This window comes from Ferrovibrio sp. GW821-FHT12D07, assembly GCF_058807275.1.
On the sequence record NZ_JBXAQN010000001.1, the window covers coordinates 2,045,571 to 2,071,157 of the forward strand.

Sequence of the window (25,587 nt, forward strand, 5' to 3'; positions counted from 1 at the left end):
GATGAGCGATCCTGCCGCCGCCCTCAAACTGAAGACGCGCCGCGCCGCCACCGCGCAGTCTGCCGCCGGTGCCTATGGTGCCATGCAGGCCCGCAGCGTGCCCGGCCAACAGATGCCCGCGTCTCCTGCTGCTGTCGCTCCCAAAGATAAAAGCCGTGGTTTTCTGGCGATCAATTGGCCGCTGATGATCGCTGCCGCAGCCCTGCTGGGCGGTGGTGTGGTCATGGGCATGGCTGTCGGCAGCGCACCGCGCCCGCAGCCTGTCGCTGTCGCGGCGCTGCAGACCCAGCCGGACCAGGCGCCGATCAGCATCGCGCCGACCACACCGGCACAGATTCGTACCGAGCAGAGCGGTGGCTGGCGTCCGATTTCAGAACTGGCCCAGCAGGCTGCCCAGCAGCCTGTCCTGCCGCCCATGCCGTTGCCCGCGCCGGAACCGGTTGTCGCAGCTGCCCCACCGCCGGCCCCTGTTGTCGATGTCGCTGAACCCGTTGTCGCGGCAAAGCCCGAACCTCAGGCTGAAGCCGTCGCGCTGCCTGTTGCCGTGACACCACCTGCGCCTGTCGTGGCTGCCGCGCCGGTGACCGCAAAGAAGACTCCGGAAAAGCCGGCTACGGCTGTGGCCAAGGACAAGCCCGTGCAGCTCACGGCTGCGCCGGTCGTGCCGCCGTCGGTGACGCCGCGCGCCGCTGGCGAAGGCCCGGCCTGGCGCGCCCGCGCCGTTGCACCGCCGGCCACGGCCAAGCCGCCCTTCGTCGCCTTCCTGATCGATGACGCCGGTCTCGACCGTCGCGGCACCCAGCGCGCCATTGCTCTCAAGCATCCTGTGACGCTGTCCTTTATGAGTTACGCCAACGACCTGTCGGAGCAGAGCGCCGCCGCCCGGGCCGCCGGCCATGAAGTGATGCTGCATCTGCCGATGGAGCCGCTGGACGCCAAGCGCAACAATCCGGGCCCGAATGCGCTGTATGTCGGTCTGGATGAGGCCGAGCTGCAGCGTCGTCTGAACTGGCATCTGGACCGCTTCAGCGACTATGTCGGCGTCAACAATCACATGGGCAGCCGCTTCACCGCCAATGCGGCCGGCATGAATGTGGTTCTGAATGAAATCAGCCGCCGCCAGGTCTTCTGGCTCGACAGCCTGTCGGGCCCGAGTTCCGCCGGTCCGGCGCTGGCGCGTCAGCGCGGCCTGGATGCCACCGAGCGCGACCTGTTCCTGGATGACGAACGTTCGCCCGGCATCGGTCACGAGCTGGCTGCGATGGAACGTGTTGCCAAGGCGCGTGGGGATGTCATCGCTATCGGCCATCCGCATGGCGCGACGCTGACGGCCATCGAGACCTGGATGGCTACCGCGAAAGAGCGCGGCTTCAGCCTGGTGCCGGTGAGCACCGTCCTGCTGCGTCGTCAACAGCAAGAACGCTGATCTTCCCTAGTTGACGGTTTTGATGAAGCGGTAGGCGCGGCCGGGCATGATCTTGCCCTTTTCGATGCGGATCGCGGCATCGAGCTGGTCGACGCAATGCAGGTAGCCGGAGGCGCAATTGCGCAGATAGCCGTCTGCGTGGTTGAAGCGGCCGGTTTTGGTCAGCACGAAATCAGTCTCACCGGTTTCCACCGTGAACAGGAAGCTGCCGCCGGGCTTGAGCGCCAGTGCCGTCAGGCGGAACAGGTCGGTCACTTCACCGACATAGATCAAGGTATCGGCACAGATCACTGCATCGAGACTGGCCTGCGCCTGCATCCGCAGCGCGGCATGGACTTCAAGATGCTCCAGCCGATCGTAGATGCCACGGCGCTGGGCCTGCTCCAGCATTTTCGGCGCGAGGTCGACGCCATGCAGCTGTGTGGCATAGGGGCGGAAAGGGACGCCGCTCAGACCGGTGCCGCAGCCCAGATCAAGGATGCTGCGGCTGCCATCAGCCAGCCAGCCGGCGCGCTCCGCCAGTTGATGCAGCATGCCCGGGCCCTGATAGCCGAGCCGCAGCAGATGATTGTCGAACTGGGCTGCATAGGTGTTGAACAGCCAGGTCACATAGGCATCGGGTGCATGTTGGGACGTATGACCGCTGAGGGAGTCGAGCAGGTGGCGCACCACGCCTGAATTGGGAGATAGCGCTTGGGCGTGGCGCAGACTGACGACGGCATCGTCGCTACGGTCCAGATCAATCTGGGTCAGCGCCAGGCCAAGCCAGGACATCGGACGGGCATTGTTATCGGCCACGGCCCGGCTGAAGCAGGCTTCTGCTTCGGCATGCCGGCCGGCATCGCGGGCGATAATGCCGCGTTGTTCCCAGCTTAATGACTCAAGGGTCTGATCGTGTTGCATCACGATAGCTAACCCCGGAGGGTGAGAGTTGGCCACCGAATTAGTTGGATTTATTTACCCGGGCGTTTACACCCTGATAACCATACCCGCCGCGTACGGATCAGTCGGCGCTGCCCGTGATTTTCTGCAGCGTGGCGGCATCATAATTTTCGCCAATCGACATGGCGCAAATCCGTGAAATATGAGTCAGCGGTAGTCCGCTTTCCTTGGCCCAGATGTTGAACTGCGTCTGGATGTTCTTCCAGTCGCGCTTTGAACTGCCCTTTTCGGTCAGCGCCACGCCGGCATCGCGCAGGCACAGCAGCACGTCGCGCGAGACGATGAAGCTGTCACGGCCCAGGAAGCGGATCAGGTACTGGCCCGTATTGCCGCCGAGCCGCGCGCCGCGTTTGCCCAGGAAATCCATCAAGCCAAGCTGATCATCCATCGGCCATGATGCCAGCAGCTTGCCGAAGCTGCCGTATTCGGCAGCGATCTCCATGATGAAATGCGCATTGTCACGCACGCTGCGGATTTTCTGCGGGTTGCGCACGATGCGCTTGTCGCTGGCCAGTTTTTCCCAGAACTCATCGGGCTTGTGCGCCAGCTTGCGCGGCTCAAATCCCTGGAAGGCGGCCTCGAAGCCGTCCCATTTGTTCTCGATCACGCTCCAGACGAAACCGGCGGAGAAGACGCGCTTGGCCATCTCGGCCAGTGCACGATCGTCTTTCAGTTTTGCGAGCTGCTTCTGGTCGGGAATCTTGGGCAGCAGTTTTTTGAGAGCTGCCGCACCTTTACGCTTTTCCGCGCGGGCCCGGATGGTTTTGAAGGAGGTTGCCATCCGTGCTGCTCCGTCTTATTGCCCGCGGCCCGATCGGCTGGCGAAGCGCTCGGCTTCTTCGGCGGCGCGGATCAGGGCTTTCGCCTTGTTGACGCATTCCACATGTTCCGACATCGGGTCGCTGTCGGCGACGATGCCGGCGCCAGCCTGCACATACATGGTGCCGTCCTTGACCAGCGCAGTGCGCAGCGTGATGCAGGTATCCATGGTGCCATTGGCCGAGAAATAGCCGACGCCGCCGGCATAGAAACTGCGGCGTACGGATTCAAGCTCGTCGATGATCTCCATGGCGCGCACCTTCGGCGCACCCGAGACGGTGCCGGCGGGGAAGCCGGCGAACATGGCGTCCAGCGCATCGAATTCGGGCCGGATTTTGCCCTCGACGTTGGAGACGATATGCATGACGTGGCTGTAGCGTTCGATCAGGTTGCGCTCGGTCACCTTCACGGTGCCGATCTGCGCCACACGGCCCACATCGTTGCGGCCGAGGTCGAGCAGCATCAGATGCTCGGCCAGTTCCTTGGGATCGCTCAGCAGGTCGTCGGCCAGCGCCTGGTCTTCTGCTGGCGTGGCGCCGCGCTTGCGGGTGCCGGCGATGGGCCGCACGGTGACGGTATCGTCGCGCAGGCGTACCAGGATCTCAGGCGACGACCCGACCAGGCAGGGGCCGCCGAGATTGAGATAGAACATGAAGGGCGAGGGATTGGTGCGCCGCAACGCGCGATAGAGCGCGAACGGCGGCAGGCGGAACGGCAGGCTGAAACGTTGGCCCACCACCACCTGGAAGATGTCGCCGGCGGCGATGTAGTCCTTCGCCTTCAGCACCATCGCCATGTAATCCTCGGGCGACATGTTCGACTGCGGCTCGGGCAGGGCATCAAGATCGGCGATCTGGTCGCGCACTGCGCCCAGGGGACGATCAAGATCGGCCACGATATCGGACAGGCGCTCGCTGGCCATGGCATAGGCGGCGCGTGCATCCATGCCGCTCTGCGGCCGCACTGGCGTGATCAGCGTGATCATGTCGAGCACGGAATCGAAAATCGCCATCACCGTCGGCCGCATCATCAGGCCATCGGGCAGGCCGAGCGTGTCGGGATTGGCATCGGGCACTTTCGGCTCAACCAGCCGCACCATGTCGTAGCCCATGAAGCCGACGATGCCGGCGGCCATCGGCGGCAGGTTCACCGGCAGGTCGATATGGCTTTCGGCCAGCAGGGCACGCAGGCTTTCCAGCGTCGGCTCCTTGCAGGGCTCGAAGCTCTCGGTATCGAAGCGCGCCTTGCGATTGATCTCCGCCCTCTGGCCCTTGCAGCGCCACAGCAGGTCCGGCTTCAGGCCGATGATCGAATAGCGGCCGCGTACCGCGCCGCCCTCGATCGATTCAAGCAGGCAGGACCACGGACGATCTGCCAGCTTCAGGAAAGCGGAGACCGGAGTCTCCAGATCGGCGACCAGCTGGGTCGACAGCACCTGTGCTTCGCCCGCCATGTAGCGCTGCGCGAAGCTGGCATAGTCGGGCGTGATCTTCATGGCGGAAGCTTACTGGCCGGCGCTGATGGCGCTGGCGCGGGCTGCCGCATTCACGGTGACGCCGATATCCTTCTGCAGGGCCTGGCGATACTGTTGCACCAGATCCTGCGCCACGCCGCCAGCCAACTGCTGCGTCGCCTGATCGCGCTGCTGCGCGATGGTGGCGGGATCGGCCTGCTCGATGCGGCTGAGGCGCGCGACGATGGCATTGGCACCGCCGCTGGGGCCCGGAGACGCGGCCGGACCAGTGACGATCTCACCCGGTTTGGCATTGAACAGGCCGCCAGTGATGACGGGAGAGAAGTTGCGTTCGCTGTTCTGGCCGCGGGTCATCGGCGTGCTGAGTTGCACGGCGGTGTTCAGGGCGGCGGCTTCCTTGGCCAGATCGCCGCCGGCGCGCACGCGTTCGGCGATCTGCTTGGCGCGTTCGGCAGCGGCATCGGCTCGGGCGCGCTGCTGCAGGGCGGTGACGACGTCGCTCTTCACCTCATCCAGCGGCTTCTGCGCGGCAGGCTTGATCTCGGTCACCTTCAGCACGATCAGGCCGGTATCGGTGTCGACGATATGCGGCTCGGCTTCCGGGCCGAGGTCGAAGGCATCGGTGAAGAAAGCCGGCAGCTTGGGCAGCGTGGCGACCGGCTTGCCGGCAGTATCTAGGCCCTGGTTGTCGATATTGGCGGCCTGCTGCAGTGACATGGACTGTGCCTTGGCGATTTCTTCCAGGGTGGCGCCGCCGGCGATCTGGTCGTCGATCTGCTGGCGCAGTTTCACCATGTTGTTGAGCGCCTTGCGCAAGGCAACCTGCTGGCGCAGCTCGGCCTTGGCTTCGTCGAAGCTGCGGGTGCTGCCGGCCTGGATTTCGGTGACGCGGATCAGATGGAAGCCGAAAGGCGAGATCGCCGGCTCACTCACCTTGTCCTTGGGCAGGGCGAAGGCGGCGTTGGCGATGGCGGCCGGCAGCTCGTTGCGGGTCACGACACCCAGCTTGACGTCATCGGCCTTCAGCTTCTGGGTACGCGCAGCCATGGCCAGGAAGCTTTCACCCTTGGCGATGGCTTCGGCGGCAGCCTTGGCCTCGGCTTCGGTGTTGAAGACCACCTGCTCGACGGCGCGCTTTTCAGCAACCGTATAGGCGGCGCTGTTGGCGTCGTATTCGGCATGCAGCTCGTCGTCGGTGACATCGGTCTGCGCGATGCGCTGGCTGGCGCTCAGTTCGATCCAGGCGACGCTGCGGCGTTCGGGCGCCGTATAGGCCGCCGGGTTGGCCTTGTAATATTCGTCGATCTGCTCGGTCGTGGGCGCGGGCGGGGCCGGCAGCTTGGACGCATCCACCACCACGAATTCGGCCAGGCGGCGTTCCAGGCGATAGGCCAGCACGGTATCGGCCAGCGGCTTGGGCGCGGTGGTGATGCTGCCGAACAGGCTGCCGATCAGCTGGGTGCGTGCGATGTCGTCGCGCAGCACCGCGACCAGCATGCCTTCGGACATGCCTTCGTTGCGCAGATAGCTTTCAAACGCCAGACGGTCGAACTGGCCGCCCATGCCCTTGAAGGCCTGAGCATTCATGATGGTGTCGCGCACCTGCTGGTCGGTGACCTGGATGCCGAGCTTCTGTGCCGCCTGGACATAGAGCTTGTCCTCGATCATGCGGTTCAGCACGCTTTCATCCAGACCGAGCTGGCGCGCCTGATCGGCGGAGAAGGCGTTGCCGAAGCGGCGGCGCAGATTGGTCACCTCGCGGCGGAAGGCTTCGGCGAATTCGCCTTGTCCAATGACAGTCGAGCCCACCTTGGCCACGTCGCCGCCGCCGCCGAAGCCGCGCACGTAATCGGCAATGCCCCAGACGCCGAAGCTGAGGATGAGAAGGACCATCAGTAACTTGGCAATCCACGAGGCCGCGCCGGACCGCATCTGCTGCAGCATGAAACACCTGAAAAAGTGAAGCGAAACAAAGGCTCCCGCCGACCTGACTGGCGGCCGGACGGGTGGGCGCGCATACTAAAGCCGGCCCGGAGGGGGGGCAAGGCGTCCAGCTTTGCCTTTCCGGGCGGAACTTGCTACGAAACCCCCGATTTTATTGATGCAGCAGTGAGGTTCTGAGCATGGCGGCGCGTCGCCCCCTGATCGTCGGCAACTGGAAAATGAACGGCCTGACCGCCAGCCTGTCCGAGGCGACCGCCCTGGCCGCCAAGGTGAAGGCCCAGGCCCCGCAGGCCGAACTGGGCCTGTGCCCGCCGGCGACCCTGGTGGCTGCGCTGAGCCAGACCCTGAAAGGCACCGGCATCAACACGGGCGGACAGGACTGCCATGCCAAGGCGTCCGGCGCCCATACCGGCGATATCGCGGCCGAGATGCTGAAGGATGCCGGCGCGACCTATGTGCTGGCCGGCCATTCCGAGCGCCGCGCCGATCATGCCGAGAGCGATGCCGTCGTCCGCGCCAAGGCGCAGGCGGGCCATCGCGCCGGTCTGGTGGCGATTGTCTGCGTGGGCGAGACGCTGGCCCAGCGTGACGCCAATGAAACCCTGAAGGTGGTCTCGGCCCAGGTGCGGGCCTCGGTGCCCGACGATGCCACTGCCGCCAACACTGTCGTTGCCTATGAGCCCGTCTGGGCCATCGGCACCGGCCGCACGCCGACTGAGGCCCAGGTGGCCGAGGTGCATGCGGCGATCCGCCAGGACCTGAAGGCGCGCTTCGATGACGGCGACGGCTTCCGCATCCTCTACGGCGGCTCGGTGAAGCCCGACAACGCCAAAAGCCTGATGGCGGTGCCTGATGTCGATGGCGCACTGGTCGGCGGCGCCAGCCTGAAGGCGAACGACTTCTGGCCGATCATCGAAGCCAAGGGATTCAAGTAATCCGTCATGGGTGCGGCTGAACGGGACAAGGACGGCACTATCGCGGCACTCAAGAAGGTCGCCGAGATGTTTGCTGTCGCCGTCACGCCGCATCTGCAGGCGCAGATCGACCCGTCCGATCCGAAAGACCCGATTGCGCGCCAGTTCCTGCCCGATGCGGCGGAACTGGAGATTCACGAGCATGAGCGCGCCGATCCCATTGGCGATGATGCGCACAGCCCGGTGCCGGGCATCGTGCATCGCTATCCCGACCGCGTGCTGCTCAAGCTGGTCAATGTCTGCCCGGTCTACTGCCGCTTCTGCTTCCGCCGCGAGATGGTGGGGCCGGGATCGAAGGGCTTGAGCACCGACCAGCTCGATGCCGCCATCCAGTATATCGCCGAGCATCCCGCGATCTGGGAGGTGATCCTGACCGGTGGCGATCCGCTGATCGTGTCGCCGCGTCGCCTGAAAGAGGTGATCGCCAAGCTGAACGCGATCCCGCATCTGGGCGTCATTCGTATTCACAGCCGCGTGCCAGTGGTCGATCCGGCGAAGATCAACGACGCGATGGTCGATGCACTCAAGAGCAGCGGCAAGGCGGTGTGGCTGCTGCTGCATGCCAACCATGCGCGCGAATTCGTGACCGAGGCGAAAGCCGCGATCAGGCGGCTGGTCGAGGCCGGCGTGCCGGTGCTGGGCCAGTCGGTGCTGCTGAAGGGCGTGAATGACAGCCCGGCCGCGCTGACCGACCTGTTCAAGACCATGGTCGCCAACCGCATCAAGCCGCATTACTTGCATCACGGCGACCTGGCGCGCGGCACAAGCCATTTCCGCATCAGCCTGGCCGAGGGCCAGCAACTGATGCGTCGCCTGCGCGGCCATGTCTCGGGTCTGGCGCAGCCGACCTACATCCTCGACATCCCCGGCGGCCACGGCAAAGTGCCGGTCGGCCCGGTCTATGCCGAACCGGCCGAGGATGGCAGCGGCTGGAGGGTCACCGATCCCTGGGGCTGCACACACAGGTATGACGATCCGGCGCTGGATTGATTCGCTATTTGCGCTTGTCGGAGCCTTATTGGGGCTTATTCGACCCTTATTACTCCCTTATCCGATGCTTATTCGACGTTATCCGGGGCCTGTTTGTGCTTGGGCGTCACCCCGGATTTCAGATAACCATTTGAAATTCATATAGAAACGCCGCTTGCAAAAACAAGTGGGTATTAACCATTAGCCTCTAGGGGCGAAATTCTGGGTTGTGCTAGACACAGTCCATGGTTGATGCGGTGACGGGGCGGGCTGCGCTCGCCCTTCTGTCAGCAAATTCCGCGGCGGACCATCAGAGCAACCGGAAGAATCCGTTGCTGCCGACCCCGTTGCCGTCGCCCCAGCAGGGGAGCGACCAGCGGGCATCAGCGATTCTGCGCTTCGATACGCCGCGCGTCAGCACCGATGTCTTCTCCACCCTGAACCAGACCGCGCTGCTCAGCGCGACACGCAAGGTCGTGGTGGGCGAGGAGCGCCGCGTGCTGGAAGCCGAACTGCAGCGGAGCATCCAGGTGACGGAAACGCCGGGCACACCCGGCAGCCCCGGCACGCCCGACCGCATCGACACCATCACCACGCGCGACGCGAAACTGGATGCCGAGGCGCTGAACAGCCTGACGCGTCTGATCGGCACTGTCGAAAAGGGCAACCGCGGGGACCTGCGCGATGCGCGGCTGGTCGAGGCGCTGCAGCCCGCGCTTGATCGCTTCAGCCAGAAGGTTGGCGACGCCAATGCGGGCAAGGCGCTGGGCGAGATCGTCGGCCGGCTGGAGAATAGTGTGATCGGCCGGGACGGCCTGGACCTGCGTGATCTGTTCAGGGATCCGGGACTGTTCGGCAGTCTGGGCCGCGCACTGGTCGATTTCGCCGGCGATGTCGGCTTCAACGCGGCGGAAAAGCTCGGTGACCTGATCGGCAAGGTCAGCAACCGCAGCTTTGAGAATCCGGATGCGAATAATGCGGCCGTGAAGGCGGTGGCCTCGGCCATCGACGATCTCGGGGCGGCGCTGCAGGGCAAGAGCCGCGCATCCACGGCGCTGAATGACGTGCTGGGCACGCTGCAGGATCGCAACACCGGTCGCGGCTTCATCACCGGGCAATATACGGACAAGGTCAGCGACATCCTGACCAGCACGCTGAACAGCCTGAAGGCTGGCAAGCTGGATGGCGATGCCGTCGCGCAGGTGCGCAGCGCGCTGCAGGACGTGCAGGCGCTGGATAACATTTCCGGCCGCCGCGACGACCGGCTGCGTAACACCGCCATCGCCGGACTGAAGGATATCCTGAACCGCTACGCCAGCGAGACGACGCGCACGCAGACCGTGGTCACGCCGGGCGAACCGGCCACGCCAGGCACGCCGGGAACACGCGATGTGAAACTCCTGGAAGAGACGACACTGGTGCCCAAGGTGGAAACCGTGCAGCGCGTGCTCACCATCTACCAGTCAGTGCAGGCCTCAGTGGAACCGCTGCGCCGCCTGAGCCAGTCGCCGCCGCCCGCACCGAATCTGCAGGCACTGGTGCCGCCGCCGGTGCAGGCTGAAGATGCAGGCAAGGGCTTTGTCCTCCGCGCCAGAGCGAAGGACGAAGACGAAGAGGATGACCGTCCGTCGGCCTTCCGCCGCATCGGCGAAAAGGACGAAAAGACCGGTGGCTTCGGCATTGCCGCCGCCGGCCTGGCCGACGGCCGCGGCTTTGGCATCCGCAGCGGCAGCCTGGTCGACAGCCGCATCTGATTCTTGCCAATTTTTGTCGGGCCATTTAAGCCGGTGGCATGACCCAGCAGACGCCTCCACAACCCGTTCTCCATGTCGAGATCAATCCCGTCACGCCGTTCCAGCAGAATTGCTCGCTGATCTGGTGTCCTGAAACCATGCGCGGCGCGCTGGTCGATGCCGGCGGCGAGCCCGAGATGCTGCTGGCGGCCGTGCAGCGCCAGGGCGTGACGCTGGAAAAGCTGCTGGTCACCCATGGCCACCTGGATCATGCCGGTGCGGTAATGGAGATCGCCGAGGAGCTCAGGCTGCCCATCGAGGGCCCGCATGAGGATGACAGGTTCTGGATCGACGGCATGCCGGCGGCGGCGCAGCAATACGGCTTTCCGCCCAGCCGCAGCTTCACGCCCGACCGCTGGCTGAAGAATGGCGACACCGTCACCGTCGGTAATCTGGTGCTGGATGTGATCCACTGCCCCGGCCACACGCCGGGTCATGTGGTGTTCTATCACGCGGCATCAAAAGCGGCGCTGGTGGGTGACGTGATCTTCCAGGGCTCCATCGGCCGCACGGATTTTCCCAAGGGCAACCATGCCGATCTGATCCGCTCGATCCGCGAGCGGTTGTTCACGCTCGGCGACGACATCACCTTCGTACCGGGCCATGGCCCGCTCTCCACCTTCGGGCAGGAGCGCAGCAGCAATCCCTATGTCTCGGATCGCGCACTGGGGATCGGGTGACGCCTACCGCGTCGCCAGCAGCCTGACGCCCAGCACGATCAGCAGCGCACCCATGGCGCAGTCGAGTGCAGTCTTGGCCTTGCGATAGGCGCTCTGCACCGGACCGGTCGAGAAGAACAGCGCCAGCGCGCCATACCAGCTCACCGACATGACGATGATGATACCGACCGTGGCGCCGTAGACCCAGACCGGCGCATCCGGCGGCAGCACCACTACGAACAGGCTGCTGAAGAAGGCCGCCGTTTTCGGATTGGTGAGGCTGGTGAGGTAGCCGCGTCGCAGCAGCAACAGGGGCAGCGTGTCGCGCAGCGCCAACGCGCTGCCGGGCAACGGTGCCGGCTCGCGCGCGGAACGGATCATCTTCACCCCGATATACAGCAGGTATACTGCACCGGCGATCTTCAGCGCCGTGTACAGCCAGACGGCCTGCGTCAGGATCAGGCTGAGCCCCAGGATGGCCAGGATGGTCCAGGTGGCACCGCCGCAGGCGATGCCAAGTGCAGTGAGCAATCCGGCGCGACGTGAGGCGGCAATCGCGGTCGAGGTGACGACCACGAAATTCGGACCGGGCGAGGTGACGCCGAGGGCGAAGATGCCGGCGATGCCGAGCAGGGTTGAGGTGTAGTCCATGGGATTCTCTGGGGATGCTGGTCCACACAGGGTGGAATGGGATCGGATCTCCTGCAAGCGAGAAGATGAACCGGTACAATTCACGGCATCGCATTGCACCCTCGCGCGTATGTTATCGCCCCGCCGGGCGACAGCCGTTAAGCTCCGGCAGTCTTTGAAAAAAAGGGAGGACACCATGACGATGGTTATGCGGACTTTATGGATTGCCGCGCTGATGCTGATCGGCGTCACTTCGGCGGCACAGGCGCAGATGACCGGCGGCAAAACCGAACTCCTCTGGCTGGGCCAGGCGGCTTTCCGCATCACCACACCGGGCGGCAAGGTGATCCTGATCGATCCCTGGCTCACCACCAATCCGAAGACGCCGGCTGAGTGGAAAGACCTCAACAAGCTCGGCAAGATCGATGTCGTGCTGGTCACTCATGCCCATGGCGATCATATCGGCGATGCGCCGGCGATCGTGAAAGCGCAGAACATCAAGCTCTGGGCTCCGGCCGGCCTGAACGACACGATGATCAGCCTTGGCCTGCTGACCGCCGATCAGGCGCCACGCATGAACAAGGGCGGCACCATCGCGCCGCTGGGCCCGGGCATCAGCATCACCCAGACCCGCGCCGAGCATTCCTCGGAATACATCCACATGAACAACGGCAAGCGCGAAGTGCATGTCGGCGGCGAGCCGGTCGGCTTCATTATCCGGCTGGAGAACGGCTTCACCATCTATCACATGGGCGATACCGGCCTGTTCGCCGACATGACCATGATTGCCGACCGGTACCGCCCCGACCTGATCCTGATCCCGATCGGCGGCCACTTCGTGATGGACCCGCAGGATGCCGCGCACGCCACCCGCATCCTGCATCCGAAATACGCCATCCCGATGCATTACGGCACCATCCCGCAACTGGCCGGCACGCCGGAGCAGTACAGGGCGGCGTTGCAGGGCGAGAAGGTCGATATCCGGGTGATGAACCCGGGCGAGACGATCTCGTTTGAAGGGAAGTAAAAAAGGCGATCCCAATACTGTTCGTCATGGCCGGGTGAAGCCCGGCCATGATGTCGGTCGGGATTTAGGGCGCGTATTTCACCACCGTCTGGTCGATCACGCCGAAGATCGACTGGCCTTTTGAATCCGTCATTTCCATCTGGATGCGGTCGCCGAATTTCATGAACGGTGTCTTCGGCTTGCCGTCGGCAATCGTCTCGATCATGCGGATTTCGGCCAGGCAGGAGAAACCCTTGCTGGCGTCGCGGTTCGACACCGTGCCGCTGCCAACGATGCAGCCGGCGCGGAGCCGCCGCGTCTTCGCGGCATGGGCGACCAGATCGGCGAGGCTGAACTGCATGTCGGCGCCGGCTTCGGGGGCACCGAACTGCTTGCCGTTCAAAATGCTGACCAGCGGGCGATGCACCTTGTTGTCCTTCCAGTCGCCGCCCAGTTCGTCGGGCGTGACGGCGACGGGGGCGAAGGCGGTGGAGGGCTTGCCGTGGAAGAAGCCGAAGCCCTTGGCCAGTTCGCCTGGGATCAGGTTGCGCAAACTGACGTCGTTCACCAGCATCAGCAGGCGAATCTGTTTCGCACATTCGGCCGATGAAGCGCCCATCGGCACGTCGCCGGTGATCGCGGCCACTTCGCCCTCGAAATCGATGCCATAGGCCTCGTCGACCACTTCGATGTCCGCGGTGGGGGCCAGGAAGTCGTCCGAGCCGCCCTGATACATCAGCGGGTCATGCAGGAATTCCGGCGGCATCACGGCGTTGCGCGCCTTGCGCACCAGCTCGACGTGATTGAGATAGGCCGAGCCATCGCACCACTGATAGGCGCGCGGCAGCGGCGAATGCAGCTTGTCAGGATCATAAGGGATACCCTTGGTCTCCCCCTTGTTGAGCGCATCCGAGACAGCCTGCAGCTTGGGAGCCATCGTGGTCCAGCTATCGAGCGCCATCTGCAGGGTGGGGCAGAGCCCATCCACCGGCAGCATGGTTTTCAGGTCGCGGCTGACGACGGTGAGGCGGCCGTCACGGCCATGCCGCAGCGAGGCGAGTTTCATCGCGTTTCTCTCCCTAAATTCGTTTTATTATTCCGCGGCCTGCTTGAACCCTTCGGGGTTCCAGCTTGCGGCATAGCCCGTGAACTCGATGCTGTCGGCGGCGGGGCCGACATCCAGCGCGTCGCGGGTATCCAGCATCACGGCGACCTCGTCGGTTTCTTTCTTCGCGGCTTTTGCGCCGGCAGCGAAGGCCTTGGGGTGTGGGCCATGGGTGAAGCCGCAAGGATGCAGGCTGATCATGCCGGGATGAATGTTGTCGCGGCTGAAGAAGCTGCCCTTGTGATAGAAAATCACTTCGTCGTAGTCGTCGTTGTTGTGGAAGAACGGCACCTTCAGCGCTTCCGGGTCGCTTTCGATCGGGCGCGGCACGAAGGTGCAGACGACAAACCGGCTGGCCAGGAAGGTGGTATGCGCGCTGGGCGGCAGATGGTAGCGGTGGCTCATGAGAGGCCGGATGTCGCGCCAGTTCAGCTTCACCACGGTCAGGTCGCCCTTCCAGCCCACCACGTCGAGCGGGTTGAAGGGATAGGTGACGGTGGAGAGCTGGTCGCGGCGCTTGATCACGATGCGCCAGTTACCCGACTGTTTTTGCTGTGCCTTGAAGGCATCGTCCAATTTTGGAACCTGCAGCACGCCCGGATCGAAGATTGCATGCGGCCCGACCAGCCCCTTGTCGGGCAGGCGATAGCTGTCGTTGGTCGCCTCGATCAGCAGGAACTTGCTGGGCGTCTTCGGCTCCAGGCGCCACATGGTGCCGCGCGGCAGCATGATGTAGTCGCCCTCGCTGTACGAGAGTCGGCCGAAGTCGCAGTAGAGGTCGCCGTCGCCGTCATGCACGAAGATCAGTTCGTCGCCATCGCCGTTACGCACCAGATGGTCCATGGCGGCGGTCAGCGTCAGGTGGCGATACTTCACATGCGCGTTGCTGAGCAGCGTCTTCGCCTTCCAGGGGCAGTCGACTTGTTCAGCGAACTTCGCCGTGTCGAAGGCGCGGGGCTTGAGCGGACCTTCCCAGTCTATCCAGCCGGTCGGCGGGTTCTGGTGATAGAGATGCGCGGCCGGGCCGAAGAACCCTTCCTTGCTCATCTCGCGCTCGTAGGTACCTTCAGGCAACGCCACATGGGCCTGCTTTGCCGCGATGCCCTCGCTGTGGCTCATCGGAATCCAGTTCTTGCCCATGCGACGTCTCCTGTTCGTTTCTTCTTAGTTGGCCTTCAGCACGCCGCGGCGGATCTGGTCGAGCTCGATGGACTCGAACAGGGCCTTGAAGTTGCCTTCGCCGAAGCCGTCATTGCCCTTGCGCTGGATGATCTCGTAGAAGATCGGCCCGATCGCATTCTCGGTGAATATCTGCAGCAGCAGGCCCTGGCCCTTGGTCGGCGCGCCATCGATCAGGATCTGCAGTTCCTTCAGACGGGCAACGTCCTCGCCATGACCCGGCAGGCGGTCATTGATCTGGTCAAAATAGGTATCGTTGGTCGACTGGAATGGCAGGTCGCGGCCGCGCAGCTGGCTCACGGTGCTGTAGATGTCATCGGTGCCCATGGCGACATGCTGGATGCCTTCGCCGTGATAGGCGTTGAGGTATTCCGCGATCTGCGACTTGTCGTCGGAGCTTTCGTTGATCGGGATGCGAATCTTGCCGCAGGGGCTGGTCATCGCCTTGGACTTGAGCCCGGTCAGCTTGCCTTCGATGTCGAAATACTTGATCTCGCGGAAATTGAAGAGGCGTTCGTAGAAGCCGGCCCATTCACCCATGCGGCCGCGATGGACGTTGTGGGTCAGATGATCCACATACGTCAGGCCGACGCCCTTCGGGTTGCGCTCGGCCCCTTCGATGGGCACGAAGTCGACGTCATAGATGGTGCCGCGCTCGCCATAGCGATCGACCAGATAGATCAGGCTGTCGCCGATGCCCTTGATGGCGGGGATGTTCAGCTCCATCGGGCCGGCATGGGCCTCGACGCCCCAGGCGCCGAGTTCGACGGCGCGCTTGTAGGCCTTGGGTGCATCCTTGACGCGGAAGGCCATGGCGCAGATGGAAGGGCCGTGGATGCGGGCGAAGCTCTGGGCGAAGCTCGACGGCTCGGCGTTGAGGATGAAATTGACGTCGCCCTGGCGATAGAGCGTGACGTTCTTGGAGCGGTGCTTCGCCACGGCCTGGAAGCCCATGCGTTCGAACAGGGCGGCCAGCTTCTCGGGCTCGGGCGCGGCATATTCGATGAATTCGAAGCCGTCGGTGTTCATCGGGTTGTCGAAGAGGTCGGCCATGGGGTAACTCCCAAAGTCTGAATTGCGGTTGGCCTCGATATTAGTTACAATTGAAACTAAATTCAAGATCAGAGACACTAAAACCGATGCCCAAATCGCCGCTCGCGCTGGAACGTTTTCTGCCCTACCGGCTGTCGGTGGTGACCAACCGCATCAGCGGGGCGCTGTCGCGCCATTATGCCGAGCGGTTCGGGATCAGCATTCCGGAATGGCGGGTGGTGGCGAACCTTGGCCGTTATCCAGGCCTGACCGCCAATGACGTCGTCGAGCGCTCGGCCATGGACAAGGTGACGGTCAGCCGCGCGGTGTCGGCGCTGGAAGACAAAGGCCTGCTGGAGCGCGTGCGCGACGATGGCGACAAGCGCAAGTCGCGGCTCACGCTGTCAGGGAAGGGCGCGCAGGTCTATGCCGAGATCGCGCCGCTGGCGCTGGGTTTCGAGCGCGACCTGCTCACGGTGCTGACGACAGATGAGGCGATGCAGCTTGATCGCATCATCGACAAGCTGAACGCCAAGATGGACAAGGTGGACGGGAAGGACTGAAGAGGGGGCCGGCTGAGCGGCTTATTCCACTTCAGGCGGGGGCGCGACCTGCTTCTGCTGCTGGGCGGCGACCTTGGCCTCGAAGTTCTTCTTGCCACGACGGTGCACGAAGAACAGGATCACGCCGACGGTGGCAAAGATGCCCAGCATGATGAAGCCGAAATCCTTGGCGATATTGCCCAGCATCGCCTCGAAGGCGACACCCAGCAGATAGCCGGCCCAGGTAAAGGCATTGGCCCAGAGGCCGGCGGCGATGAAGTTCAGCGCGGCAAAACGCGGCCACGAGATCATGCTCATGCCCATGGCGAGCGAGGAGAAGTTGCGCACGCCGTATATGAAGCGGAAGCTCAGGATGAAGCCGACATGGTATTTGTGCAGCATGTCGAGGGCGACGTTGACGCCGCCCTGCAGCTTGGGGAAACGCTTGAGCAGGCGATGGCCGTATTTGCGGCCGATCCAGAAATAGAGCTGGTCACCGCAGAAGCTGCCGAGCCATGCGGCCGCGATCAGCCAGTAGACATGCAGCAGGCCCTGGCTGGAGGCCGCGCCTGCGAAGATCACGAATGTCTCGCCTTCCAGGAAGGTCCAGACAAAGGTGATGACGTAGAACCACTCGCGATACTGTTCGATCAGATGATAGATGTCGATTTCTGGCACGGTCGCTCAGCCTCGCACGGTCAGATCAGGCCGGCGAGCGGCGAAGAGGGATCGGCATACAGTTTCCTGGGCATGCGGCCGGCCTGATAGGCCAGACGGCCCGCCTCGATGGCCAGCTTCATGGCGCGGGCCATGCGGATCGGGTCCTTGGCTTCGGCGATCGCGGTGTTCATCAGCACGCCGTCGCAGCCCAGCTCCATGGCAATCGCGGCGTCCGAGGCGGTGCCGACACCGGCATCGACCAGCACAGGCACTTTCGCGTTTTCGATGATGACTCGGATGTTCACCGGGTTTTGCACGCCGAGGCCGGAGCCGATGGGCGCGGCGAGCGGCATGATGGCGCAGGCGCCGAGGTCTTCCAGCTTCCTGGCGGCGATCGGATCATCGGCACAGTAGACCATGACGTCGAAGCCGTCCTTGACCAGAAGCTTGGTCGCTTCCAGCGTGGCTTCCATGTCGGGATAGAGCGTCTTCTTGTCGCCCAGCACTTCCAGCTTCACCAGCTTCCAGTCACCGGCCTCGCGCGCCAGGCGCAGCGTGCGCACGGCATCGTCGGCGGTGAAGCAGCCGGCCGTGTTGGGCAGGTAGGTATATTTCTTCGGATCGACGTAATCGACCAGCATCGGCTGGTTGCGGTCGGTGATATTGACGCGGCGCACGGCGACGGTGACGATCTCGGCGCCCGAGGCTTCGATGGCCAGTCTGGTCTCTTCGAAATCCTTGTACTTGCCGGTGCCGACCAGCAGCCGAGAGCGGAAGCGGCGGCCTGCCACCTCGAAATAGTCGTCGGCACCGAGCGGGGCGTTGCCGCCACCGATGAAATGCACGATCTCGATCTTGTCGCCGTCGCTGAGCGACGTAGCGCCGTATGCAGAGCGCGGCACGATCTCGCGGTTCAGCTCGATGGCGATCTTGCGGCCGTCCAGCTCCAGCGTCGACAGCAGGTCCGCCACCGTTGCCGCAGCGGTCATATCGCGAAGTTCGCCATTGATCGTCAGACGCATCTCGAGGCTACCCTGCCACCCGGTCCGGCCGGAACGCTGCCGGCGGACTGATCCTGAATTCGTTGTTTGTTGCCACCCTTGGCCTACCGGACAGATGGGGACCGGAAGGCGCGCCGACAATAGAGGGTGGGCTGACGGGGCGGCAACCCTTACGAAGGTCCCGAAAGTCCCGACAAGGCTTTGTAACATAAGAAGACTGCGCTAGAATCCCGGTCCTCAGGGAGGGGTATATGCTTCTGTACGGGTATTTCCGGTCCTCGGCCGCCTATCGGGTCCGGATCGCGCTGAATCTGAAGGGCATGGCTTACGACCAGACCTTTGTTCACCTGGCCAAGCTGGAGCAGCTCTCCGACGCCTTTGCCGCGATCAATCCGCAGAAGCTGCTGCCCGTCCTTGTCGGCGACGACGGTACCCAGATGACCCAGTCGCTCGCGATCATGGAGTATCTGGAGGAAATCCACCCCGAACCGCGGCTGCTGCCCAAGGACCCTGTCGGCCGGGCGCGAGTCCGCGCGCTGGCACTGGCGATTGCCTGCGAAATCCATCCCATCAACAACCCACGCGTGCTGCGCTACCTGACCGGCAAGCTGGGCGTGAGCGAAGAGCAGAAAGACGCCTGGTATCGTCACTGGGTGGAAGAGGGCCTGCAGGCGGTGGAAAAGCTGCTGACCGCTAGTCCGGCCACTGGGCGCTTCTGCCACGGCGACACGCCGACCATGGCCGATATCTGCCTGGTGCCGCAGGTGGCCAACGGCCGCCGCTTCAAATGCGACTTCTCCGGTTGCCCGACCGTCATGCGCATCGAGGCTGAATGCCAAAAGCTGAAGGCTTTCGCGAAAGCGTCGCCGGGCCAGCAGCCGGACGCCGAATAGCCGATGCGGCAGCGCCTGTTCCGGATCAGCCGACTGATCATCCGCCCCGCAGGGCGGATGGCGGCGGCCATGGTCCTGATGCTGGGCAGCGCGACGGCCGGCTTGGCGCAATCCACCATCACCACGGACACGACCCTGCTGCGCATCGGCACCGGTGGCCAGAGCGGCACGTATTTCCCGATCGGCAGTCTGATCGCCAAGGCCGTCAGCGATATGGCGCCCGGTCCGGACTGCACGCCATCGGGCGGCCGGGAAGGGCGCTGCGGCGTCCCGGGTCTGGTGGCCGTGGCGCAGATTTCCAACGGCTCGGTCGCCAATGCCGCGGCGCTGCAGACCGGCGAGAACGAGATGGCGCTGGTGCAGGCCGATGTCGCCACCTGGGCTTATGAGGCAAAGGAAGTCTATGCCGGCAAGCTGCCGCAGGATCGCCTGCGCTTTGTGGCGCATCTTTACCCCGAGGCCATGCATGTGGTGGTGCGCAAGCAGGCAGGCGTCAACCGCATCGGCGATCTGCGCGGCCGCACCGTGGCGCTGGACGAGCCGGGCTCCGGTTCACTGATCCACGTCCGCAACCTGCTGTCGGCCTATAACCTGGCTGAAACCGATCTGCGCGCGCTTTATGTGAAGCCTGATCTGGCCGTGCCGCGCATGCAGGCCGCTCATCTGGATGCCTTTTTCATCGTGGTGGGCTGGCCGGTGAAGACCGTGGCTGATGCGCTGGGGAATGGCAACGCCACCCTGCTGCCGCTCGATATCAATCAGGTGCGTGGCGTGATGCAGCGCAATCCGTTCCTCAGCTTTGGAAGCATTCCGGCCGGCGCCTACCCCGGACAGCCGGAGATTCCCACGCTGATGGTGGGTGCGCAGCTGATCGCACGCGTTGACCTATCGGATGATCTGGTTTTCGCTTTCCTGGAAGCGATGTGGAGCGAGCGCGGTCAGCAGGTTCTGCGGGCCGGGCATCCGCGGGGCGCGGATATCCACTTCAAGGATGCCGTGATGGGACGCAGCATTCCGATGCATCCGGCAGCCGAGCGGTTTTACCGCGCGCGCGGCCTTCTGGCGGGTTGATCGATGGGATTTGTGTTCGGCCGACGCCAGATCATGGTCGTCATCATTCTGATTGTGGCTGGCGTGCTGGGCATCGCCTTCTATGTGCAGAATACGTTGACCACGGTGGCGCGCGATCTGCCGGTCACCCTGCTGGAGCAGGAGCGCGATGCTGAATCGATGATCCGCGAGATCGGCAATCTCGCCTGGGCCATCGAGGCCTGGCGCCGTGACCCTGATGATAGTTCGCGCCGTCGTGTGGCCATCTACCTGATTTCATCCCGTGCCCGCGCCGATCTGCTGCGCGCCAATTACAACCTGGACAACATGGTCGGCGCCGCCGGCATGTATGCCGTCGCCAATCCGGCGTTGCAGGATCTCGCGCGCTGGTACGAGGAAGGCATTCCGGGGCAGGTGGCGGGTTCGCCGGCGGTGGTCATGCTGATGCAGTCTCGCGCCCGTGATGCCGAGAACCGGCTGATTGTGCTGCTGGAGCAGTCGCGCAATACCGCGCGCGAGATGCTGCTGACCCAGGAGCGCCGGCTTGACCGCTTCGCCGATGCCGTCGGCATCCTGACCGGCATCGCCGTGGTACTGGTGATCGGCCTGGTGCTGCTGCTGTTCCGCGAACGGCGCGTGGTAGAACTGAAGGAACAGGCCGAACTGTCGGCGCTGTCGGCCAAGCGGGCGGCCGAAGAGGCCAATCGCGCCAAGTCGGAATTCCTGGCCAACATGAGCCACGAGCTGCGCACGCCGCTGAATGCCATCATCGGGTTCTCGTCGATCATCCGCAACGAGATGCTGGGTAAGGTGAATGTGCCGCGCTATCGCGAATATGCCGGCGATATCCATGCCAGCGGCGAACATCTGCTGGCGATCATCAACGACATTCTCGACCTGTCGAAGGTGGAGGCCGGCAAATACGAACTGGCCGAAGAAGATTTCGACGCCGACGAGATCATGACCGCCGCCGCCCGTCTGGTGCGCGAGAAGATCGAGCGCGCCGAAGTGCAGCTGAAGGTGGAGCCGCCGCAGGGTCTGGTGCAATTGCATGCCGACCGTCGTGCGTTGTTGCAGGTGCTGATCAACCTGCTGGCCAATGCCGTGAAGTTCACCGAGGAAGGCCTGATCACGCTGTCGGCTGAAATGACCGAGGGCGGAGGCTTTGCCTATATCGTCACTGATACCGGCATCGGTATGACTCCGGCCCAGATCAAAATCGCCATGCAGCCTTTCAGCCAGATCCAGAATGCGCTGACCCGGGCGCAATCCGGCACGGGCCTCGGCCTGCCGCTGAGCGAGCGCATGGTGCGGCTGCATGAAGGCTGGCTGGAAATCCAGAGCACGCCGGGCAGCGGCACGAAGGTCCGCGTGCACCTGCCGCCTTTCCGCGTGGTCGACGGCTTTCAGGGCGGCGCGAAGGCCTGAGTGGCGTCAGCCTCCCAGTCTCAGCCTTCCAGTCTTCAGCCTCCCAGGGCTGTGATCGCTGCCGGCAAATCCGAGAAATGGTCGATCAGGCGGTCGCCGCCCAGTTCCGCGGGCGGGATGCGCGTATAGCCGAAGCTGACCACCACACAGGGCAGGCCGGCGGCCTTGGCGGCATTCACGTCATTGGCCGAGTCGCCCACCATCGCGGCCCAGCCGAATCCGTCGCCCAGCTTGTCCAATGTGCCGCGGATATGGCCGGGATCGGGTTTGCGCACCAGCAGGCTGTCGCCGCCGACAACGGCACCGAAGAAAGACGTCAGGCCGAGCTGGTCAAGCAGGCTGCGGCTTAAGGCTTCGGGCTTATTGGTGCAGACCGCCAGCGCATAACCCTGTTCGGCAAGCTGCGCCAGGCAGGTGGTGACGCCGGGAAACGGCCGGCTGGTGTCAGCCAGATGGCGCCCGTAATAGATCATGAAATCCTTGAAGGCGGTCTCGAACTGGTCGGGTGCGGGCATGCCACCGCTGGCCCTGAAGCCTTTTTCCAGCAATGCGCGCGCGCCGTCGCCGACCATGTTGCGCACCTCGTCCAGCCCGATCATCGGCCGGCCGGCGCGATCAAGGGCAAAGTCGGTGGCGGCGGCCAGATCGGGCGCGGTGTCCACCAGCGTGCCGTCGAGATCGAAAAGGATGGCTTTACGGGTCATGAAAGGGCTGCGGTGGGACGTTACAATTGGTAAAACCTTGAAACAGACCGAAATTGGAATTCATTTCCGGTTTTCAGCCTGATTGTGAGACAGTCCGGCGCGCAAAAGCAGGGCGAATCACTGCCCTTTTTTATACGGAACCCGAGCATGGCGAAACAGGCCGTAGCCGTGGTTGTTCTGGCCGCAGGTCAAGGCACCCGGATGAAATCGAAACTGCCCAAGGTGCTGCATGCCGTGGCCGGGCAGCCGATGTTGTTGCATGTGCTGGATGCTGCCGCCAGCCTGACGCCCGACCGTGTGGTGGTGGTGATCGGCAAAGGTCAGGATGCGGTGGCCAAAGCTGTCACCCAGTCGCATTCCTTGGCCACCGTGGCCGTGCAGGACCCGCCGCGTGGCACTGGCGATGCCGTCATCGCGGCCCAGCCGGCGCTGCAGGGGTTTGGCGGCGATGTCATTGTGATCTTCGGCGATACGCCGCTGTTGACGCCGGCGCTGCTGCAGAACCTGCTGGCCGCGCGCCGCGGCAAAGATAACCACGCCGCCGTCATCGTCGGTTTCCGTCCTGCCGATCCTGCCGCCTATGGCCGCCTGATCGTCAACGGGAAGGGTGCGCTGGAAAAGATCGTCGAAGTGAAGAATGCAACGCCGGCCGAGAAAGCCGTCACGCTGTGCAATGCCGGCCTGATGGCGCTGGATGGCGAGCGCCTGCCGGCGCTGCTGTCGCGCTTGAGCGACAAGAATGCGCAGGGTGAGTTCCTGCTGACCGATGTGGTCGAGCATGCCAATACGGCCGGCTGGACCTGTGGTGTGGTCGAGGCCGATCCGGTCGAGGTGATGGGCATCAACAACCGCGCCGAGCTGAGCATCGCCGAAGCTGCGATGCAGCAGCGTCTGCGGGCGAAAGCCATGGCGGATGGCGTCACCATGACGGCCCCGGAGACAGTGTTCCTGCGCAGCGACACCGTGCTGGGGCGCGATGTGTTGATCGAGCCTTACGTGGTTTTCGGTCCGAAGGTCAGCGTGGGCGATGACGTGGTCATCCGCAGCCACAGCCATATCGAGGGCGCCAGCATCGCGCGCGGCGCCACCATCGGGCCGTTCGCGCGCCTGCGGCCCGGCGCGAAGATCGCCGAGGATGCGCATGTCGGCAATTTCGTCGAGATCAAGAATGCCAGTATCGAGGCGGGCGCCAAGGTCAATCACCTGACCTATATCGGTGATGCCCGCGTGGGTGCCAAGGCCAATATCGGCGCCGGCACCATCACCTGCAATTACGACGGCTATTTCAAGTCGCATACCGATATCGGCGCCGGCGCCTTCATCGGTTCCAATTCCGCACTGGTTGCGCCGGTGAAGATCGGTGACGGTGCGATTGTCGCCGCAGGCAGCGTGATCACCAAGGATGTGCCGGCCGATGCGCTGAGCGTCGCGCGCGGCAAGCAGGAAGACAAGCCGGGCCTTGCCGCGAAATTCCGCGCCAAGAAATCTGCCCTGAAGAACAAGACGTAGGAGTTTCTGTATGTGCGGTATCGTTGGGGTCGTGGGCACGCGCGACGTTGTGCCTCTGCTGATCGATGGCCTGAAGCGGCTCGAATATCGCGGTTATGATTCATCGGGCATCGCCACGCTGGTGAAGGATGGCGCCATCGAACGCCGCCGCGCCGAAGGCAAGATCGCCAGGCTGGAAGACCGTCTGGTCCAGCAGCCGCTGCAGGGCTTCATCGGCATCGCCCATACCCGCTGGGCCACCCATGGCGCACCGAACGAGGCCAATGCCCATCCGCATGCCACCAGCCGCGTCGCCATGGTGCATAACGGCATCATCGAGAATTACCGCGAACTGGCCGAGGAACTGATCGCCAAGGGCCATACCTTCGCCAGCCAGACCGATACAGAAGTGGCGCTGCATCTGATCGACGAATATCTGTCGGAAGGCAAGGAGCCCGTGGCTGCCGTGCAGGCCGCGCTGGGCCGTCTGCGCGGCGCTTTCGCACTGGGCATCCTGTTCCATGGCAAGGAAGACCTGTTGATCGGCGCACGTCGCGGTGCGCCGCTGGCGGTCGGTTTCGGCAAGGGTGAAATGTATCTGGGCTCGGATGCGTTGGCGCTGGCGCCGCTTACCGACAGGATTGCCTATCTGGACGAGGGCGACAGCGTGGTGCTGACCCGCACCGGGGCCACCTTCTACGATGCCGACAACAAGACGGTTGAACGCGTGGTCCGGCCGACCGCGATCAGCGGCGCGATGATCGGCAAGGGCAACTACCGCCATTACATGCAGAAGGAAATCTACGAACAGCCGGCGGTGATGGGCGATACCATCAATACCGTGGTCAGCCCGACCGATCGCCTGGTGCATCTGCCCGATCTGGGCCTTGATCTGGCCAAGATCACCCGCATCACCATCGTCGCTTGCGGCACTTCCTATTATTCGGGCCTGGTGGCGAAATACTGGCTGGAGCGTTACGCCAAGGTCGGCGTCGAGGTCGATGTGGCATCCGAGTTCCGCTATCGCGAGGCACCAGTCGACAAGAATGGCCTCGCCATCTTCATCTCGCAGTCGGGCGAGACGGCCGACACGCTGGCCGCGTTGCGCTACGTCAAGCAGAATGGCGGCCGCACGCTGGTGATCGTCAATGTGCCCGAAAGCAGCATGGCGCGCGAAGCCGATGGCGTGCTGCTGACCAAGGCGGGGCCTGAGATCGGGGTTGCCTCGACCAAGGCCTTTACCTGCCAGCTCGTCACGCTGGCCGCCTTCAGCCTGGCGGTGGCGCAGGCGCGCAATGCACAGTCCAAGGAAGACCTCGCCCGCATGATGGCGGCGCTGATGGAAGTGCCGGCCCGTGCAGCCGAGGTGCTGAACCATGACGACGAGCTGCATGCGCTGGCCGAGAAGATCATGGATGCCCGCGACGTGCTCTATATCGGCCGCGGCCCCTGTTATCCGCTGGCCATGGAAGGCGCGCTGAAGCTCAAGGAAATCTCCTACATCCATGCCGAAGGCTACGCCGCCGGCGAGCTGAAGCATGGCCCCATCGCGCTGATCGACGAAGTGGTGCCGGTAATCGTGATCGCGCCCAGCGACAGTCTGTTCGAGAAGACCATCTCGAATATGCAGGAGGTGATGGCGCGCGGCGGCAAGGTCATCTTCATGTCGGACAAGAAGGGCTTCGCCCATATTGATGACCGCACCTTCGCCACGGTGGAGCTGCCCGAGGTCGATCCCTTCGTTGCGCCCATCCTCTACGCCATTCCGGTGCAGCTGCTGGCCTATCATGTCGCCGTGCTGAAGGGCACCGATGTGGACCAGCCGCGCAACCTCGCCAAATCCGTCACTGTGGAATAAGGAAACTGACT

At 63.8% G+C, this 25,587-nt stretch carries 23 protein-coding genes; 12 read left to right on the forward strand and 11 right to left on the reverse strand.

The features are described from left to right. Position 1 precedes the first annotated feature (1 nt). Positions 2-1,426, forward strand: coding sequence for a divergent polysaccharide deacetylase family protein (locus AC1RRE_RS10165; protein ID WP_492981012.1), 1,425 nt, complete (start codon positions 2-4; stop codon positions 1,424-1,426). Positions 1,427-1,432: 6 nt separating this feature from the next. Here AC1RRE_RS10165 and AC1RRE_RS10170 read toward each other — a convergent pair whose 3' ends face one another. The 4 genes from AC1RRE_RS10170 to AC1RRE_RS10185 form a co-directional block, all read right to left on the reverse strand. After that, a complete protein-coding gene (locus AC1RRE_RS10170) occupies positions 1,433-2,329 on the reverse strand; it encodes a class I SAM-dependent DNA methyltransferase (protein ID WP_492981352.1) in 897 nt (298 codons plus the stop codon). Positions 2,330-2,429: 100 nt separating this feature from the next. Further along, positions 2,430-3,149: a DNA-3-methyladenine glycosylase I gene (locus AC1RRE_RS10175; protein WP_492981013.1), complete on the reverse strand. Its 720-nt coding sequence runs from the start codon at positions 3,147-3,149 to the stop codon at positions 2,430-2,432. A gap of 15 nt (positions 3,150-3,164) precedes the next feature. After that, a complete protein-coding gene (gene trpE / locus AC1RRE_RS10180; protein ID WP_492981014.1) occupies positions 3,165-4,682 on the reverse strand; it encodes an anthranilate synthase component I in 1,518 nt (505 codons plus the stop codon). Between the two features lie 9 nt (positions 4,683-4,691). After that, complete coding sequence (locus AC1RRE_RS10185) at positions 4,692-6,605, reverse strand: peptidylprolyl isomerase (protein WP_492981015.1); 1,914 nt, start codon at positions 6,603-6,605, stop codon at positions 4,692-4,694. Between the two features lie 179 nt (positions 6,606-6,784). On the opposite strand from AC1RRE_RS10185, the gene tpiA reads away from it, so the two are divergent. From tpiA to AC1RRE_RS10205, 4 genes are all read left to right on the forward strand, one after another. Beyond that, entirely contained in the window at positions 6,785-7,540 is a 756-nt protein-coding gene (gene tpiA / locus AC1RRE_RS10190) for a triose-phosphate isomerase (protein ID WP_492981016.1), read from the forward strand. Between the two features lie 6 nt (positions 7,541-7,546). Continuing rightward, positions 7,547-8,569: a lysine-2,3-aminomutase-like protein gene (locus tag AC1RRE_RS10195; protein WP_492981017.1), complete on the forward strand. Its 1,023-nt coding sequence runs from the start codon at positions 7,547-7,549 to the stop codon at positions 8,567-8,569. 311 nt (positions 8,570-8,880) lie between these two features. Then, complete coding sequence (locus tag AC1RRE_RS10200) at positions 8,881-10,302, forward strand: hypothetical protein (RefSeq protein ID WP_492981018.1); 1,422 nt, start codon at positions 8,881-8,883, stop codon at positions 10,300-10,302. Positions 10,303-10,340: 38 nt separating this feature from the next. After that, complete coding sequence (locus tag AC1RRE_RS10205) at positions 10,341-11,021, forward strand: MBL fold metallo-hydrolase (RefSeq protein ID WP_492981019.1); 681 nt, start codon at positions 10,341-10,343, stop codon at positions 11,019-11,021. Between the two features lie 3 nt (positions 11,022-11,024). Here the strand turns inward: AC1RRE_RS10205 and AC1RRE_RS10210 are convergent, their stop codons facing one another. After that, positions 11,025-11,651 (reverse strand): LysE family transporter, encoded by a 627-nt coding sequence (locus tag AC1RRE_RS10210; protein ID WP_492981020.1) that lies wholly within the window; start codon positions 11,649-11,651, stop codon positions 11,025-11,027. Positions 11,652-11,826: 175 nt separating this feature from the next. On the opposite strand from AC1RRE_RS10210, the gene AC1RRE_RS10215 reads away from it, so the two are divergent. After that, a complete protein-coding gene (locus AC1RRE_RS10215; RefSeq protein ID WP_492981021.1) occupies positions 11,827-12,657 on the forward strand; it encodes a metal-dependent hydrolase in 831 nt (276 codons plus the stop codon). Positions 12,658-12,721: 64 nt separating this feature from the next. On the opposite strand, the gene AC1RRE_RS10220 is transcribed toward AC1RRE_RS10215, so the two are convergent. Genes AC1RRE_RS10220 through hppD form a run of 3 tightly spaced genes read right to left on the reverse strand, consistent with a single transcriptional unit; the run spans position 12,722 to position 15,973 of the window. Then, positions 12,722-13,702: a fumarylacetoacetate hydrolase family protein gene (locus tag AC1RRE_RS10220; RefSeq protein WP_492981022.1), complete on the reverse strand. Its 981-nt coding sequence runs from the start codon at positions 13,700-13,702 to the stop codon at positions 12,722-12,724. 27 nt (positions 13,703-13,729) lie between these two features. Continuing rightward, positions 13,730-14,881, reverse strand: a complete 1,152-nt coding sequence (locus tag AC1RRE_RS10225) for a homogentisate 1,2-dioxygenase (protein WP_492981023.1) — start codon at positions 14,879-14,881, stop codon at positions 13,730-13,732. A 24-nt stretch (positions 14,882-14,905) separates the two neighbouring features. Then, positions 14,906-15,973: a 4-hydroxyphenylpyruvate dioxygenase gene (gene hppD / locus AC1RRE_RS10230; RefSeq protein ID WP_492981024.1), complete on the reverse strand. Its 1,068-nt coding sequence runs from the start codon at positions 15,971-15,973 to the stop codon at positions 14,906-14,908. An 86-nt stretch (positions 15,974-16,059) separates the two neighbouring features. On the opposite strand from hppD, the gene AC1RRE_RS10235 reads away from it, so the two are divergent. Continuing rightward, entirely contained in the window at positions 16,060-16,515 is a 456-nt protein-coding gene (locus AC1RRE_RS10235; RefSeq protein ID WP_492981025.1) for a MarR family winged helix-turn-helix transcriptional regulator, read from the forward strand. Positions 16,516-16,536: 21 nt separating this feature from the next. Here the strand turns inward: AC1RRE_RS10235 and AC1RRE_RS10240 are convergent, their stop codons facing one another. Then, on the reverse strand, positions 16,537-17,172 hold the full coding sequence (locus tag AC1RRE_RS10240) for a DedA family protein (protein WP_492981026.1): 636 nt from the start codon (positions 17,170-17,172) through the stop codon (positions 16,537-16,539). A 20-nt stretch (positions 17,173-17,192) separates the two neighbouring features. Beyond that, positions 17,193-18,176, reverse strand: a complete 984-nt coding sequence (gene thiS / locus AC1RRE_RS10245) for a sulfur carrier protein ThiS (RefSeq protein WP_492981027.1) — start codon at positions 18,174-18,176, stop codon at positions 17,193-17,195. A gap of 230 nt (positions 18,177-18,406) precedes the next feature. Between thiS and maiA the strand changes: the two genes are divergently transcribed. From maiA to AC1RRE_RS10260, 3 genes are read left to right on the forward strand one after another with little or no spacing between them, the layout of a single operon-like run. Continuing rightward, on the forward strand, positions 18,407-19,048 hold the full coding sequence (maiA, locus tag AC1RRE_RS10250) for a maleylacetoacetate isomerase (RefSeq protein ID WP_492981028.1): 642 nt from the start codon (positions 18,407-18,409) through the stop codon (positions 19,046-19,048). A gap of 3 nt (positions 19,049-19,051) precedes the next feature. Beyond that, the gene (locus AC1RRE_RS10255; protein WP_492981029.1) at positions 19,052-20,119 is read left to right on the forward strand and encodes a TAXI family TRAP transporter solute-binding subunit; all 1,068 of its coding nucleotides are present in this window, start codon (positions 19,052-19,054) and stop codon (positions 20,117-20,119) included. 3 nt (positions 20,120-20,122) lie between these two features. Further along, the gene (locus tag AC1RRE_RS10260; RefSeq protein WP_492981030.1) at positions 20,123-21,526 is read left to right on the forward strand and encodes a sensor histidine kinase; all 1,404 of its coding nucleotides are present in this window, start codon (positions 20,123-20,125) and stop codon (positions 21,524-21,526) included. Positions 21,527-21,561: 35 nt separating this feature from the next. Here AC1RRE_RS10260 and gph read toward each other — a convergent pair whose 3' ends face one another. Then, positions 21,562-22,230, reverse strand: a complete 669-nt coding sequence (gene gph, locus AC1RRE_RS10265; protein WP_492981031.1) for a phosphoglycolate phosphatase — start codon at positions 22,228-22,230, stop codon at positions 21,562-21,564. 147 nt (positions 22,231-22,377) lie between these two features. On the opposite strand from gph, the gene glmU reads away from it, so the two are divergent. Together glmU and glmS are read left to right on the forward strand one after the other, a co-directional pair. Then, positions 22,378-23,739 (forward strand): bifunctional UDP-N-acetylglucosamine diphosphorylase/glucosamine-1-phosphate N-acetyltransferase GlmU, encoded by a 1,362-nt coding sequence (glmU, locus tag AC1RRE_RS10270; RefSeq protein WP_492981032.1) that lies wholly within the window; start codon positions 22,378-22,380, stop codon positions 23,737-23,739. A 10-nt stretch (positions 23,740-23,749) separates the two neighbouring features. Next, positions 23,750-25,576 carry a glutamine--fructose-6-phosphate transaminase (isomerizing) gene (glmS, locus tag AC1RRE_RS10275; RefSeq protein WP_492981033.1) on the forward strand — a complete coding sequence of 609 codons (1,827 nt, stop codon included), beginning with the start codon at positions 23,750-23,752 and terminating at the stop codon, positions 25,574-25,576. The last annotated feature ends 11 nt before the right edge of the window (positions 25,577-25,587 follow it).

What these genes read in the sequence shown, in the direction of transcription:
- AC1RRE_RS10165 (WP_492981012.1), top strand. Translation starts at nt 2, where the DNA reads ATGAGCGATCCTGCCGCCGCCCTCAAACTGAAGACGCGCCGCGCCGCC.
- AC1RRE_RS10170 (WP_492981352.1), bottom strand. Translation starts at nt 2,329, where the DNA reads ATGCAACACGATCAGACCCTTGAGTCATTAAGCTGGGAACAACGCGGC.
- AC1RRE_RS10175 (WP_492981013.1), bottom strand. Translation starts at nt 3,149, where the DNA reads ATGGCAACCTCCTTCAAAACCATCCGGGCCCGCGCGGAAAAGCGTAAA.
- trpE (WP_492981014.1), bottom strand. Translation starts at nt 4,682, where the DNA reads ATGAAGATCACGCCCGACTATGCCAGCTTCGCGCAGCGCTACATGGCG.
- AC1RRE_RS10185 (WP_492981015.1), bottom strand. Translation starts at nt 6,605, where the DNA reads ATGCTGCAGCAGATGCGGTCCGGCGCGGCCTCGTGGATTGCCAAGTTA.
- tpiA (WP_492981016.1), top strand. Translation starts at nt 6,785, where the DNA reads ATGGCGGCGCGTCGCCCCCTGATCGTCGGCAACTGGAAAATGAACGGC.
- AC1RRE_RS10195 (WP_492981017.1), top strand. Translation starts at nt 7,547, where the DNA reads ATGGGTGCGGCTGAACGGGACAAGGACGGCACTATCGCGGCACTCAAG.
- AC1RRE_RS10205 (WP_492981019.1), top strand. Translation starts at nt 10,341, where the DNA reads ATGACCCAGCAGACGCCTCCACAACCCGTTCTCCATGTCGAGATCAAT.
- AC1RRE_RS10210 (WP_492981020.1), bottom strand. Translation starts at nt 11,651, where the DNA reads ATGGACTACACCTCAACCCTGCTCGGCATCGCCGGCATCTTCGCCCTC.
- AC1RRE_RS10215 (WP_492981021.1), top strand. Translation starts at nt 11,827, where the DNA reads ATGACGATGGTTATGCGGACTTTATGGATTGCCGCGCTGATGCTGATC.
- AC1RRE_RS10220 (WP_492981022.1), bottom strand. Translation starts at nt 13,702, where the DNA reads ATGAAACTCGCCTCGCTGCGGCATGGCCGTGACGGCCGCCTCACCGTC.
- AC1RRE_RS10225 (WP_492981023.1), bottom strand. Translation starts at nt 14,881, where the DNA reads ATGGGCAAGAACTGGATTCCGATGAGCCACAGCGAGGGCATCGCGGCA.
- hppD (WP_492981024.1), bottom strand. Translation starts at nt 15,973, where the DNA reads ATGGCCGACCTCTTCGACAACCCGATGAACACCGACGGCTTCGAATTC.
- AC1RRE_RS10235 (WP_492981025.1), top strand. Translation starts at nt 16,060, where the DNA reads ATGCCCAAATCGCCGCTCGCGCTGGAACGTTTTCTGCCCTACCGGCTG.
- thiS (WP_492981027.1), bottom strand. Translation starts at nt 18,176, where the DNA reads ATGCGTCTGACGATCAATGGCGAACTTCGCGATATGACCGCTGCGGCA.
- maiA (WP_492981028.1), top strand. Translation starts at nt 18,407, where the DNA reads ATGCTTCTGTACGGGTATTTCCGGTCCTCGGCCGCCTATCGGGTCCGG.
- AC1RRE_RS10255 (WP_492981029.1), top strand. Translation starts at nt 19,052, where the DNA reads ATGCGGCAGCGCCTGTTCCGGATCAGCCGACTGATCATCCGCCCCGCA.
- AC1RRE_RS10260 (WP_492981030.1), top strand. Translation starts at nt 20,123, where the DNA reads ATGGGATTTGTGTTCGGCCGACGCCAGATCATGGTCGTCATCATTCTG.
- gph (WP_492981031.1), bottom strand. Translation starts at nt 22,230, where the DNA reads ATGACCCGTAAAGCCATCCTTTTCGATCTCGACGGCACGCTGGTGGAC.
- glmU (WP_492981032.1), top strand. Translation starts at nt 22,378, where the DNA reads ATGGCGAAACAGGCCGTAGCCGTGGTTGTTCTGGCCGCAGGTCAAGGC.
- glmS (WP_492981033.1), top strand. Translation starts at nt 23,750, where the DNA reads ATGTGCGGTATCGTTGGGGTCGTGGGCACGCGCGACGTTGTGCCTCTG.